We start from the raw sequence: 12,612 nt of genomic DNA on the forward strand, positions 1-12,612 counted from the left end.
TCACCGCCAACGAAAGGACGCCTCGTCATGAACGACATCGCTCGACGCTCCGCCCGCCGCCTGGACTGGCGCCCGCCGCTGGTCCTGCTGCTGTTGCTGCTGTGCACCGCCACGCTGCGCGCGCAGCAAGCACCCGGCAGCGGCGAATTGCGCCTGATCGACGCCGGCGGCGTGGCGCATGTCCAGGCCAGCCTCGACACCGACGTCGCCTACCGGGTCGACGGCCTGGTCGCCGACGTCACCGTGCATCAGCGCTTCCGCAACGACGGCAAGGACTGGATGCAGGGCGAATACCTGCTGCCGCTGCCCGACGGTGCGGCGGTGTACGCAATGACACTGCACATCGGCAAGCGCACCGTCGTCGGCGAGATCCGCGAGAAGCAGGCCGCGCGCAAGGTCTTCGCGCAGGCGCGCGCCAGCGGACGCAAGGCTGCGCTGGTCGAGGCCGACAGCGGGAACCTGTTCCGCACCGCGGTGACCAACGTCGCGCCCGGCGAGCAGGTCGATGTCGAACTGCACTACTGGCAGCGCGTGGACTACCGCGACGGCACCTTCTCGCTGCACTTCCCGCTGACCTACACGCCCCGCTACCACATGGCGAAAGGCGCCGTGTCGGCGGCGCACGATCCCGGCATCGCCGCAACGCAGGCCTTCGCCTCGGCCAAGAGCGAACCGCCGCTGCGCACGCAGATCGCGGTCACGCTCAACCCCGGCGTGGCGCTGGCCCGCGTCGTCAGCCCCAGCCATGCCATCGAGACCTCGCACCACGGCGCGACCTGGAATGTGCAACTGCGCGATCCCAGCGTGGTGCCCGACCGCGACTTCATCCTGCGCTGGACGCCGCAGCCGCAGACGCAGCCGAACGTGGCCAGCTTCGTGCAGACCGTCGGCGGTGCGCATTACGCCACGCTGATGGTGATGCCGCCGCAACAGCAGGCGCGCACGCTGCCGCGCGAGCTGATCCTGGTGATCGACACCTCCGGTTCGATGCAGGGCGCGTCGATCCGCCAGGCGCGCGCGGCGCTGGACCTGGCGCTGAAGAACCTGCGCCCGGAAGACCGCTTCAACGTCATCGAATTCAACTCCGACATGAAAATGCTGCACCCGCAGGCGGTGCAAGCCACGCCGCAGGCCGTGCAGCAGGCGCGCGATTGGGTTGCCGCACTGAACGCCGGCGGCGGCACCGAGATGGCGCCGGCGCTGAAGGCCGCGCTCGACGGACATGCGCCGGAGGGCTACGTGCGCCAAGTCGTGTTCGCCACCGACGGCGCGGTCGACAACGACGCCGGCCTGATCAACATCATCGACCGCGACCTCGGCGATTCGCGCCTGTTCCCGGTCGGCATCGGCAGCGCGCCCAACGCCGGATTCCTGAAACAGGCCGCCGTGCATGGTCGCGGCAGCGAGACGCTGATTCCGGACCTGCACGAAGTCGGCGACGCCATGCGCGGCCTGCTGGCGCGACTCGGCCACCCGGCGCTGCGCAACCTGCACATCGACTGGCCGCACGGCGCACAAGCCTATCCGCGCGCCCTGCCCGACCTGTACCTGGGCGAGCCGCTGCTGGTCACCGCACGGCTCGATGCGCCGGGCGGCCGCGTGCAACTGCACGGCCAGCTCGCCGACCACGCCTGGACCGCCCCGGTGTCGCTGGATGCGGCGCGTCCGGCGCGCGGTCTGAATCGGCTGTGGGCACAGGCGCGCATCGAGCATCTCGAAGAGCAGCTGCGCCAGGGCGGTGACGAGGACACGCTGCGCCCGCAGATCGTGAAGACCGCGCTGGATGCGCATCTGGTCAGCCGCTATACCAGTCTGGTCGCCGTCGACCGCACGCCGGCGCGCGACAAGCCGCAGGCGCTACGCGACACGCGGATTCCCAACGTGCTGCCGGCCGGCTCGGCCTTCGCCCAGACTGCCACCTCAGCGCGCGTGTGGATGCTGCTGGCGGCGCTGGTGCTGCTGCTCGCCCTGGCCACCGCCTGGTGGCAGCGACGCGAAGCGGAAGACGCATGATGCTGCGGCGCGCTCGCTGGCTGGTGCCTGTGCTGCTCGGTATCTCCGTGCTGCTGGGCGGCCGCGCCGGCTGGATCCACGCCAAGGCGATGCTGGCCCAGGTGCTGCTGGAACGCGCCTGGGCCGGCAGCGACCACGGGCGCCATCTGCGGCGGCCGTGGCCGTGGGCCGACATGGCGCCGATCGCTCGACTGCGCGTGCCACGGCTGCATCAGGATCTGATCGTGCTGGATCGCGACAGCGGCCAGGCGCTGGCCTTCGGGCCCGGCTGGACGCCCTCCAGCGCCGCGCCCGGCGCATCCGGTCTGAGCGTCATCAGCGCCCACCGCGACACGCAGTTCGACTTCCTCGGGAAACTGCACACCGGCGACCGCATCCTGCTGAACAGTGCGGAGGGCGCGACGCGTTACCGGGTCGTGCGCGCGGAAGTCGTCGACAGCCGCCACGCACACCTGCCGGCCGCCGACAGCGCCGACGGCCTGCTGCTGGTGACCTGCTATCCGTTCGACGCCATCGTGCCCGGCGGCCCGCTGCGCTACGTGGTGCTGGCGCAGCGCGTGGACGACGCGACTCAGCCGATTGCGCGGCGCATCGCGTCGATCTCGGCCTTGTAGTCGGACGCGCCGAAGATAGCCGACCCGGCGACGAAGGTGTCCGCACCGGCCGCGGCGATGTCGCCGATGTTGTCGGCCTTCACACCGCCATCGATCTCCAGGCGGATGGCGCGGCCGCTGGCGTCGATGCGCTCGCGCGCCTGACGCAGCTTGTCCAGTGCCGCGGGAATGAACTTCTGCCCGCCGAAGCCCGGATTGACCGACATGATGAGCACCAGGTCGATCTTGTCCATGACGTAGTCGAGGTAGCTCAGCGGCGTGGCCGGATTGAACACCAGACCGGCCTGGCAGCCGCACTCGCGGATCAGGCCCAGGGTGCGGTCGACGTGTTCGACGGCCTCCGGATGGAAGCTGATGAGGCTGGCACCGGCCTCGGCAAAATCGGGCACGATGCGGTCCACCGGCTTGACCATCAGGTGCACGTCGATGGGCGCTTCGATGCCGTACTTGCGCAGCGCCTTGAGCACCATCGGCCCCATCGTCAGATTGGGCACGTAGTGGTTATCCATGACATCGAAGTGCACCCAGTCGCCGCCGGCCTCCAGCACGGCGCGGGTGTCCTCGCCCAACCGCGCGAAGTCGGCCGAGAGGATGGACGGAGCGATGACGGGAGTTTGCCTGGCCATGATGGAATCCGGTCGTTGAAGGGACGAAGGGCGGCCTGCCTGCACGCAGGCCGTTGTAGCACGAGCGACCCGCGCGGGCTTACTTGAAGCCGCGCTCGGCCTTGATGCGTTCGTAGGCAGCGTTGATCTCGCTGGCGCGTTCCTCGGCGCGCTTGCGCAGATCCTCGGGCAGGTCGCCGAGGCGGTCCGGGTGGTGCTCGGAGATCAGCTTGCGGTAGGCACGCTTGATGGCGCGATCGTCCGCGTCGCGCTGGACACCGAGGATCGCGTACGGATCGGGACCGGACGGCTCGCGACGCGGCGGCGTGTAGCCACCACCGTGGGCGCCGCCCCAGCCGCGACCGCCGCCGCCCGGGGGCGTCCAGGCATAGCCCTTCATCGCCATCACCGCCATCAGCTCCATCTCGCTGATGCGCAGCGCCGCGGCGAGGCGGCGCAGCAGCTGCATCTTGCCCTCGCTGGCGCCTTCGGCCAGCACCGTCTCGACCACCACGTCGAGAATGGTGATGGCGTGGTCGCGACGGCCACCGGTCCACTGGCGCAGCTGCGCCAAGGCCGCGTCGAGGTCGAAGTCCGACTGCTTGCCGAGATTGAAGCTGGCGACGGCGTGACGGCGCTGCTCCCGGGTCAGGCCCATGCGCGCCATCAGGCGCTCGGCGACCGCGATCTCCTTTTCGCTGACGCGGCCGTCGGCCTTGGCCACCGCGCCGAGCAGCGCGAACAGTGGCTGCAACACCTGATCGAACGAAGTGCGCGGACGCGCGGCGCGCTGCGAAGACGTCAACAGCCAGCCGACCACGCCGCCGATGATCGCGCCCGCGACATTATGCAACAGCAGATAACCGATGACCGCGCCGATGATCGCCCCCATTACCGCGACGCCTCCGTCTGTGGGGACGCCGGCGGCTGCGCGGCGAACCACGTCGCCAGGGCCTTCAGCTGGGACTCGCTGAGCGGACCCAGCGCCGCCCGCATGACCGCCACGTCGCGGCGTCCGTCACGGTACTGATGCATCGCGTCCAGCAGGTAGTCGGCGCGCTGCGCCGCCAGATTCGGCGCACCGGGCACCACGGCGATGCCGTGTTCGCCGTGGCAGGCCGCGCACATGCCGAGCTGTGGCGGAGGCGTCGCGTCGCCAGCCTGCGCCGCGACGGGCGCAGCCAGCAGCAGTGCCGCCCACAGGGGAAAAGCCTTCATCGCCGTTCCGAAGCCGTGTCAAAGTCGCCCATTCTACCAGCCCGCCGCCGCGCGTTCGCGGCCGCGCACCGCTACAATGGCCGTCCGTTCCCAGGAATGTCTCGCCGTGCCCACCTGCCTGAAGCAATCGGACCTGCCGGGTCTGCAACCGACCTACCGCGGCAAGGTCCGCGATGTCTACGAACTGTCGGACGACCGCCTGCTGATCGTCGCCAGCGACCGCCTGTCCGCGTTCGACGTGATCCTGCCCGACCCGATCCCCGGCAAGGGCGAGATGCTGACGCAGATCTCCAATTTCTGGTTCGGCAAGACCGAACACCTGATGCCCAACCACCTCACCGGCACGCCGGTCGCCGAGGTGCTGCCGGAAGGCACCGACATCGCCCTGTACGAAAAGCGCGCGGTGGTAACCAAGAAACTGACGCCGGTGCCGGTCGAGGCCATCGCCCGCGGCTACCTGATCGGCTCGGGCTGGAAGGACTACCAGGCCACCGGCCAACTCTGCGGCATCGACCTGCCGGCCGGCCTGCGCCAGGCCGAGCAGCTGGCCGAGCCGATCTTCACGCCCTCGACCAAGGCCGCCGCCGGCGACCATGACGAGAACATCGGCTTCGACCAGATGGTCGCCAAAATCGGCGGCGAACTGGCGGAGAAGGTGCGCGAGGCGACGCTGGCGATCTACCGCTTCGCCGCCGCGCACGCCGCCGAACGCGGCATCCTCATCGCCGACACCAAGCTGGAGTTCGGCACCGACGCCGACGGCACGCTATACGTGATGGACGAAATGCTCACGCCCGACTCCTCGCGCTTCTGGCCCGCCGACGAATACAAGGTCGGCACCAGCCCGCCCAGCTTCGACAAGCAGTTCGTGCGCGACCACCTGGAGACGCTGGACTGGAACAAGAAGGCGCCCGGCCCGTCGCTGCCGTCGAGCATCATCGAAGGCACCGCCGCGCGCTACGCCGAGGCGCTCAAGCGCCTGGCCGGCATCGTGCTGGACTGAGCCGCACCGGGTGCGCATGGACATGTCATCCCATACCGCAGCGCGTTCCAGTCATCACGAATCCATGCACTCTAGGAATCAGCATTCATGGCGTGGAATCCCATTGAGGCCGAGGCCCTCCTGAACGAATCGGAACACCTCCAGCCAACCCGACTCGTCAAGAAAATTGCAGGGTTCGTGTTCCCTTCAGGCCGCGAACTCGTGCTGTCCAGAGAAAACGATTCCGAAGTCACTCTTTACGTGGATGCTGCACCCGGGCATATGCCGGATGTGCAGATCAAAAAGGTATATGAGCCGACTGATCGTCGTATGGGCAGGCATGCAGATATCGAGTCGGTTGCTCGATCACTGGGATATTCGTACAAAGCAATCCGGGTCCACGTGAAATCTCGAACGGGTCTTGAACTGCTTCTCCATTGGTTGCGGTATGCGTAATCAGGTACAGCGCTCAAGTCTGTTCGCGTATCAACGTTCAGCACGTACGCCATGCTGCGGTGCTGCCAAGGATTCGCGGACACCGGTATGACGACCGTACCCATGAAAATCTATCGGACCTGATATTTTTTATCGCGTTGTAACTTTATCCGCCCCGCGCGACGCGCGAGGATCACACGGAACGAACAAGGGGACACACGCCATGCGCGATGCACACCAATGGTTCGCGGCCTACAGCCAGGACCACCAGAACGCCACCAACCGCGCCATCCACTGGGTTTGCGTGCCGGTGATTCTGTGGTGCGTGATCGCCGCGTTGTGGCTGATTCCGGTGCCGCCGATGCTGGGCCGTCAGGGCCTATGGGCGGTCGGCATCATGTTCCTGTCGTTCCTGTTCTACTACCGCACCTCGCGCGCCATCGGCCTGGGCATGGCGGTGGTATTCGCGGTGTTCGGCCTGATCGCGCACTTCGCCTACCTGAAACTGGGCGTCGTCCGCCTGGCGTGGCTGGCCGGCATCCTGTTCGTGCTGGCCTGGATCGGCCAGTTCGTCGGCCACAAGATCGAGGGGCACAAACCGTCGTTCCTGACCGACCTGACCTACCTGCTGATCGGCCCAGCCTGGCTACTGGGCAAACTGATGCGCCGCTTCGGCCTGCGGTACTGACGCCGGCTGCGGCACAATAGCGGCTTTCCGCACCGGTCAACGCCATGAGCTCACTGCTGGCGATCAGCGCCTCGCTGGTCTACCTGATCCTCGCCGACAGCGTGGTCGCGCTGCTGCTGGCCCTGATCTGCTGGGGCCTGCTGCGTTGGACCACGCGCTGCCCGGTGCCGTTCAACCGCGTGTACCTGGCCTGCCTGCTATGGGCGCTGGCCGCCAGCGCGGTGACCATCGGTCTGATCTCGCTGGGCGGCAAGCAGGCCGTCGGCCCCGGTCATCTGCTGCTGGCCTCGGGCTGGGTCCGCGCTGCGGTGCTGCTGGACATGCTGCTGGGCGTCGCGCTGCTGTGGCGTCTGGTGCCGCGCGGCGACGGCCACCGCATCACGCTCGGCAATGCCTGCCTGTGCGTCGGCGTGATCGCCGTGCTGGCCCTGATTCCGCTGGCCGGCTTCTCGCACTGAGCGCCGCCCGGTCGCGGACGAACGCCCACTTCTCCGTTCTCCGTAGATCCGCAGGCAAACCGAGGCCGGCGCGGGTCATGCGACGGCGTTGAAGATGCCGAGCCTTACGGACGGAAATCGCGCGGTTTCACGCCGAGCCGGCGCTCGAGTTCGCGATTGTCGGCGACCAGGTCCTCGTCCAGCCGCGCCACCGCGCCGCGCACGCGGGGACTGAGCCGCGCCGCCAGCCGCAGCGCCAGGCGCGGAACCGGCAATGGCAGCGTCCAGCGCGGCAGACCGGCGCGCACCCGCGCGAACATCTGGTGAGCGCTGAGGCGTTCGCCGCCGCCAGCCTCCAGCACGCGATCCGGTGCGTTCTCGACATGCAGGGCCGCGAACACCGCCGCGGCCAGATCCTGCGCATGCACCGGCTGACGCAATCCGCGCCCGGCCGGCAGCGGAAACACCCGCCAGCGCATCGCGCGCTGCGCCAGCGGCGTCAGGCTGCGATCACGGCCGTCGCCATAGATCAACGTGGCGCGCAGCACGGTCCAGTGCAGACCCCGTCGTTCACAGGTCGCGGCCAGTCGCGCCTCGGCATCACGCAGCCGTGCGGCCAGCGCGCGTTCGGCGTCCAGCGGCGCCTCGCGCTTGCTCTCGGCGCTCATCGACGACATCGCCACGATGCGCGGCGTCCCGGCCAGGGTCGCCCGCTCCAGCCACGCGACAAAGTGATCCAGCGGCCCCAGGCAGACCACGGCGTCGACCTCCGGCAACGCCGGCACGCCATCCGGCAGCATCCCCCGTATCCACGCACCGGCATCGTCATCGCGGGGCTGACGGCTGACCGCCGTGAACGCATCGCCCGCCTCGCGCAACTGCGGAAGAAGGAACCGTCCGATGGACCCACTGGCGCCGAACACCACCACTCTCATGCAGAGAAAACCCTTTGAAATCAAATTTCTGATAGCGGAAACCGTTCCACGGATACCGCCACACGGCACAACGGGAAGTTAACCCTTGCGGCGGGATGCGGATGATAGGCTGCACCTTCGAGCCGCCGCCGGGAGAGTTCCATGATCGCCCGAATCTGGCGCGGGATCACGTCACGCGATCTGGCCGACGAGTATCTCGCCCATCTGCAGGAACAGGCCGTGCCGCGTCTGGAAGGCGCGAAAGGGCTGCTGCACTCGTACATCCTCCAGCGTGAACAGGGGGACAAGAGCGAATTCCAGGTCATCACGCTATGGGATTCGCACGAGTCCATGCAGGCCTGGGTCGGCGGCGATCCGGAACGCGCCGTGTACCTGGACGAGGAGGACCGCTTCCTGCTCGACATGGAGCCGCTGGTGCGTCTGTACGACACCCACGAGATCATTCCCTGACCTTCTGTCGCCGCCTTTGAGACCCTTGGGCGGCAGGCTTCCCGCCCATGACTCTGCGTAGCCTCTTCGTCGACTTCAACAGCTATTTCGCCTCGGTCGAGCAACACGACGACGAAGCGCTGCGCGGCCGTCCGGTGGCGGTGGCGCCGGTGGCCGCCGAAACCACCTGCTGCATCGCCGCCAGCTACGAGGCCAAGGCGTTCGGCGTGAAGACCGGCACCATGGTGCGTGAGGCACGCCGGCTGTGCCCCGATATCGTGGTGGTGCAGGCGCGGCCCGAGCGCTACGTGCACTGGCATCACGAACTGATGAAGGCCATCGACCGCGCCATCCCGGTCGGCGTACCCGGCTCCATCGACGAGGTCGCCTGCGAACTGGTCGGTCGCCAGCGACAGCGCGCCGTGGCCGAGGACGTCGCACGACAGGTCAAGATCGAGATCGACAAGGCCGCGCCCGGCGGTGCGATCCGCTGCTCGATCGGCATCGCGCCCAATCCGTGGCTGGCCAAGACCGCCTCGGACATGCGCAAGCCCGACGGCCTGACCGTGATCGAATCCAGCGACCTGCCGCACGCCCTACACGCGCTGGAACTGCGCGACCTGTGCGGCATCGGCCCGTCCATGCACCGCCGCCTGCTCGAACACGGCATCCACAGCGTCGCCGACCTGACCGCCGCCCCGCCGCACCTGCTGCGTCACGCATGGGGCGGCATCGAGGGCGAGCGCATGTGGGGGCTGCTGCACGGTCAGTGGCTGCCGCCGGCGAAGACCACGCGCAGCTCGATCGGCCACTCGCACGTGCTGAATCCGGAACTTCGCACCGCGCACGGCGCACGCGCGGTGCTGGCCAAGCTACTGGCCAAGGCAGCGATGCGCCTGCGCCGCGACGATCTGCTGAGCGGCGCGCTGGCCGTGCACATCCGCTTCGTCGGCCACGACGAACGCTGGGGCGCCGACCTGCGTATCGATCCCACCGACGACACCCGCATCCTGCTGCACCGGATGAACCGGATGAACCGGATGCTGGACGGACCGCGCGACCGCCGCGACGCCCTGCCCGGCCCGCCGCGCGCCACGCCACTATCGGTCAGCGTGACCCTGCACAAGCTGGTCGCGCGCACGCAGAGCAGCGGCTCGCTGTTCGCGCCGCTGGAATCGATGCGCAAGCTGGATGCCGTGGTCGACCGCATCAACGCCAAGTACGGCCTCAACAAGGTCTACTTCGGCAGCATGCAGACCGCGCTCGAACACGATGCCGCGCCCATGCGCATCCCCTTCAGCCACATTCCCGAGGCGGTCGAGCACGATGCCGAGCAGCATCCGCTGTGGCTGAAGTCGATGAACCAGGCCAAGGTGCTGGCCGAGGGCGAGCACCGCCGCCGCGAACGCGACCGGCAGCGCTGATACTTCGCGCTCGGGCTTTGAGGGCAAGCTGCGTACAATCGCCCGAGACCGTTTCTTCACCGCCTCGCTCATGCCCTCGCCGCGCAAGATCATCCACGTCGACATGGACGCGTTCTACGCGTCGGTGGAGCAGCGCGACGATCCGCGCCTGCGCGGCAAGCCCGTGGTGGTGGCCTGGCGCGGCGCGCGCTCAGTGGTGTGCGCGGCCAGCTACGAGGCGCGCCCGTTCGGCGTGCGTTCGGCGATGCCGGCGCTGCGCGCGGAACGGCTGTGCCCGCAGGCGATCTTCGTGGCCCCGGACTTCACCCGCTACAAGGCCGTGTCGCGGCAGATCCATGCGATCTTCGCGCGCCATACCGACCTGATCGAACCGCTGTCGCTGGATGAAGCCTACCTCGACGTCACCGATGCCAAGTCCGGTCTGCCTTCGGCCACCGCCACCGCCGAGGCGATCCGCGCCGCGATCCTCGAGGAAACACGACTCACCGCCTCGGCCGGCATCGCACCGAACAAGTTCCTGGCCAAGATCGCCTCGGACTGGAACAAGCCCAACGGCCAGTTCGTGATCCGTCCGAATCAGGTCGAAGCCTTTCTGACGCCGCTCGAGGTGGGCAAGATTCCCGGTGTCGGCAAGGTCATGCAGCAGCGCCTGGCGAAGCTCGGCATCCGCACCGTCGGCGACCTGCGCACGCACCCGCGCGCGGCGCTCGAACAGCGCTTCGGGCGCTGGGGCGGGCGTCTGTACGAACTGGCGCGTGGCATCGACGAGCGCCCGGTCAGCAACGAACGCGAGCTGCAGCAGATCTCCTCCGAGGACACCTTCGCCGAGGATCTGCCGCTGGATGCACTGGAAGCGGATATCCGCCGCCTCGCCGGCAAGACCTGGGGCGCCTACGAACGCAAGATCGACGACGAGCACCCGCGCGTAGCCCGCACCATCGTGCTGAAGCTGAAGACCGCCGACTTCCGCACCCTCACCCGCAGCCTCACGCCGCAGCAGCCGCCGCAGAGCGAACGCGAGTTGGCCGATATCGCCTGCGCGCTGCGCGGTCGCGTGGAGCTGCCGGAAACGACCCGCTACCGCCTGGTCGGCGTGGGACTGTCCGGCTTCGTCGACGCAGACAGCCATCTGGTGCAGAACGACCTGTTCGGCGACCGCATACCCTGAGGCGCGCATCGCGCGGCATCGCAGCACATGCCGACTGGCGAACGGTCAGCCTTCATCCGCGCGGACGCAGCACATACCGCGCCGAACGATCGAACACCGCGAACAGCGCGATGGTGATCAGCGCAGTCGCTACCCAGCCATGTTGAAGCAACTGCGAAAACGGCAGCCATCCGCCCGCGCCACCCAACTGCAGGCCGACGCCCAGCACCACGCTGTACCCCACCGCGAGTCCCCCGAGCACCCGCCAGCGGAAACGGCGCACCTGCGTGCGACGTCGCCGCACACCCTCGACACGAAGCGCGACCTCGGAGGCGAAATCGGCATCCGGCACCGGACGCGGAAGACTTTTCAGTCCGCGGAACAGGGCGGCATCCAGGGCATCCTCGTCCTCCGTTGGCCGGCCCTCGCGCACGGCGCGCCAGACACATTCCTGCGCCTCCCAGGCCGATTCGTCAACGGGGTCGTGATGCGGCTTGCGCGTAGTCATGCGGGTTCTCCGATCTGTTCGGCCATGCGTGCGCGCAACAGCTTCCGCGCGCGATGCAGGTGGCTTTTCACGGTGCCTTCGGGCGCATCCAGGATGCGCGCAATCTCGGGAATCGTCAGCTCTTCCAGATGATAGAGCGTCAAGGCGGTGCGCTGGACCGGCGGAAGGTCATCCATCTGCTCCAGCAGCCATGCGGTCATTTCGCCCTGTGCAGCGTTCTGCGCGACATCGAGTCCACTGTCCATGCCATCCAGCAACGCCTGTCCTTCCTCGCCACCGACGCAGGCCGACAGCGCCTTGCCCCGGCGCTCCATGTGCCGCAGCGCGATACGATAGGCGATGCGTCCGATCCAGGTCTTCAGCGCGCTGTCGAAACGGTACTGATGCAGACACTGATGCACGCGCAGAAAAGTTTCCTGGCACAGATCGCGGGTCTCGTCCGGATCGCGCACGATGCGCTGGACGATATGCCAGCACAGCCCCTGATGCAGACGCACCAGGCACTCGAATGCTCCGGGCCGACCTGCGGTCACGGCCTGGACCAGTTCGCGGTCGCTCATCATGCGGGAAGTCGCCTCATGCATGCATGGATACGTCCGCCATCGGAATGGTTGCAACGTGCCTGCTGCAACCATTCGGCGCAAGCGCGTATCCATCCTCCATGAACGGCGCATTCGCCGCCCCGACCACGGAGCCCTGCATGTCCTTTCTCATCCCCATCGTGTTCTTTCTCTGCGTCACCTACGCCATCAAGGCCGGCTTCGACGCCATCGTGCGCTACCGTATCGTCAAGGAAGGCGTGTCCGGCGAGTTGATGGAATCGATGATCGCAACCGAACGCGAACAGCGCCGCTACAGCTCCCTGCGCTGGGGCGTGTTCCTGGTCGCCATCGGTGTCGCCTTCGGCCTGATCTCGGCGTTCGGCTGGACCTCGGTGACGCCGGGCGCCATCGCCGTGATCGCCGTCTGCGCCGGCATCAGTCAGTTGATCTACTACGCCATCGTGCGCCAGAAATCCTGATTCATCGTCGCGACTTCGCGTCGGCGGCATCGACGATGCCGCCGACGCAATCCGCCCCCTTCTGGAAACCTAGAACCGGCAACGGAAGCACCCACTTTCGCCAACCGCATCACAAATCTGCGCAATGCAGGTAGAGTGGTCCATGTCACCGCGCCA

At 67.8% G+C, this 12,612-nt stretch carries 16 protein-coding genes; 10 read left to right on the forward strand and 6 right to left on the reverse strand.

Translation table 11 applies throughout. The features are described 5' to 3' along the window. Positions 1-27: 27 nt before the first annotated feature. Together BTJ49_RS03390 and BTJ49_RS03395 are read left to right on the forward strand one after the other, a co-directional pair. Positions 28-2,013, forward strand: coding sequence for a marine proteobacterial sortase target protein (locus tag BTJ49_RS03390; RefSeq protein WP_168184649.1), 1,986 nt, complete (start codon positions 28-30; stop codon positions 2,011-2,013). Beyond that, positions 2,010-2,627: a class GN sortase gene (locus tag BTJ49_RS03395; RefSeq protein WP_206098356.1), complete on the forward strand. Its 618-nt coding sequence runs from the start codon at positions 2,010-2,012 to the stop codon at positions 2,625-2,627. The genes BTJ49_RS03390 and BTJ49_RS03395 overlap by 4 nt, the downstream gene beginning before the upstream one ends. Here the strand turns inward: BTJ49_RS03395 and rpe are convergent. The 3 genes from rpe to BTJ49_RS03410 form a co-directional block, all read right to left on the reverse strand. Next, positions 2,585-3,253 carry a ribulose-phosphate 3-epimerase gene (rpe, locus tag BTJ49_RS03400; RefSeq protein ID WP_113063916.1) on the reverse strand — a complete coding sequence of 223 codons (669 nt, stop codon included), beginning with the start codon at positions 3,251-3,253 and terminating at the stop codon, positions 2,585-2,587. The genes BTJ49_RS03395 and rpe overlap by 43 nt on opposite strands. Before the next feature lie 79 nt (positions 3,254-3,332). Continuing rightward, complete coding sequence (gene djlA / locus BTJ49_RS03405; protein ID WP_113063917.1) at positions 3,333-4,124, reverse strand: co-chaperone DjlA; 792 nt, start codon at positions 4,122-4,124, stop codon at positions 3,333-3,335. Further along, positions 4,124-4,450 (reverse strand): c-type cytochrome, encoded by a 327-nt coding sequence (locus tag BTJ49_RS03410; RefSeq protein WP_113063918.1) that lies wholly within the window; start codon positions 4,448-4,450, stop codon positions 4,124-4,126. The genes djlA and BTJ49_RS03410 overlap by 1 nt, the downstream gene beginning before the upstream one ends. 106 nt (positions 4,451-4,556) lie before the next feature. Between BTJ49_RS03410 and BTJ49_RS03415 the strand changes: the two genes are divergently transcribed. The 4 genes from BTJ49_RS03415 (at position 4,557) to BTJ49_RS03425 (ending at position 7,013) form a co-directional block, all read left to right on the forward strand. Then, complete coding sequence (locus tag BTJ49_RS03415) at positions 4,557-5,453, forward strand: phosphoribosylaminoimidazolesuccinocarboxamide synthase (RefSeq protein WP_113064038.1); 897 nt, start codon at positions 4,557-4,559, stop codon at positions 5,451-5,453. Between the two features lie 87 nt (positions 5,454-5,540). Beyond that, on the forward strand, positions 5,541-5,888 hold the full coding sequence (locus BTJ49_RS15420) for a hypothetical protein (RefSeq protein WP_146742253.1): 348 nt from the start codon (positions 5,541-5,543) through the stop codon (positions 5,886-5,888). A gap of 202 nt (positions 5,889-6,090) precedes the next feature. Beyond that, entirely contained in the window at positions 6,091-6,555 is a 465-nt protein-coding gene (locus BTJ49_RS03420) for an Mpo1-like protein (protein ID WP_113063919.1), read from the forward strand. Between the two features lie 44 nt (positions 6,556-6,599). After that, entirely contained in the window at positions 6,600-7,013 is a 414-nt protein-coding gene (locus BTJ49_RS03425) for a hypothetical protein (protein WP_113063920.1), read from the forward strand. 104 nt (positions 7,014-7,117) lie between these two features. Here the strand turns inward: BTJ49_RS03425 and BTJ49_RS03430 are convergent, their stop codons facing one another. Further along, on the reverse strand, positions 7,118-7,927 hold the full coding sequence (locus tag BTJ49_RS03430) for an NAD(P)H-binding protein (RefSeq protein ID WP_113063921.1): 810 nt from the start codon (positions 7,925-7,927) through the stop codon (positions 7,118-7,120). Between the two features lie 141 nt (positions 7,928-8,068). Here BTJ49_RS03430 and BTJ49_RS03435 point away from each other — a divergent pair, with 141 nt between their 5' ends. The 3 genes from BTJ49_RS03435 to dinB all read left to right on the forward strand — a co-directional run bounded on the left by BTJ49_RS03435 (position 8,069) and on the right by dinB (position 10,948). Further along, complete coding sequence (locus tag BTJ49_RS03435; RefSeq protein WP_043102629.1) at positions 8,069-8,377, forward strand: antibiotic biosynthesis monooxygenase; 309 nt, start codon at positions 8,069-8,071, stop codon at positions 8,375-8,377. A 47-nt stretch (positions 8,378-8,424) separates the two neighbouring features. After that, positions 8,425-9,780 (forward strand): DNA polymerase, encoded by a 1,356-nt coding sequence (locus BTJ49_RS03440; RefSeq protein ID WP_113063922.1) that lies wholly within the window; start codon positions 8,425-8,427, stop codon positions 9,778-9,780. A 70-nt stretch (positions 9,781-9,850) separates the two neighbouring features. Next, a complete protein-coding gene (dinB, locus tag BTJ49_RS03445; RefSeq protein ID WP_113063923.1) occupies positions 9,851-10,948 on the forward strand; it encodes a DNA polymerase IV in 1,098 nt (365 codons plus the stop codon). A gap of 52 nt (positions 10,949-11,000) precedes the next feature. On the opposite strand, the gene BTJ49_RS03450 is transcribed toward dinB, so the two are convergent. Both BTJ49_RS03450 and BTJ49_RS03455 read right to left on the reverse strand, forming a co-directional pair. Further along, complete coding sequence (locus tag BTJ49_RS03450) at positions 11,001-11,435, reverse strand: hypothetical protein (RefSeq protein WP_113063924.1); 435 nt, start codon at positions 11,433-11,435, stop codon at positions 11,001-11,003. Then, a complete protein-coding gene (locus BTJ49_RS03455; RefSeq protein ID WP_113064039.1) occupies positions 11,432-11,998 on the reverse strand; it encodes an RNA polymerase sigma factor in 567 nt (188 codons plus the stop codon). The genes BTJ49_RS03450 and BTJ49_RS03455 overlap by 4 nt, the downstream gene beginning before the upstream one ends. A 137-nt stretch (positions 11,999-12,135) precedes the next feature. Here BTJ49_RS03455 and BTJ49_RS03460 point away from each other — a divergent pair, with 137 nt between their 5' ends. Then, a complete protein-coding gene (locus tag BTJ49_RS03460; RefSeq protein WP_113064040.1) occupies positions 12,136-12,456 on the forward strand; it encodes a DUF6249 domain-containing protein in 321 nt (106 codons plus the stop codon). Positions 12,457-12,612 lie beyond the last annotated feature (156 nt).

Source organism: Oleiagrimonas sp. MCCC 1A03011 (genome assembly GCF_003267965.1).
Taxonomy (GTDB): Bacteria; Pseudomonadota; Gammaproteobacteria; order Xanthomonadales; family Rhodanobacteraceae; genus Oleiagrimonas; species Oleiagrimonas citrea.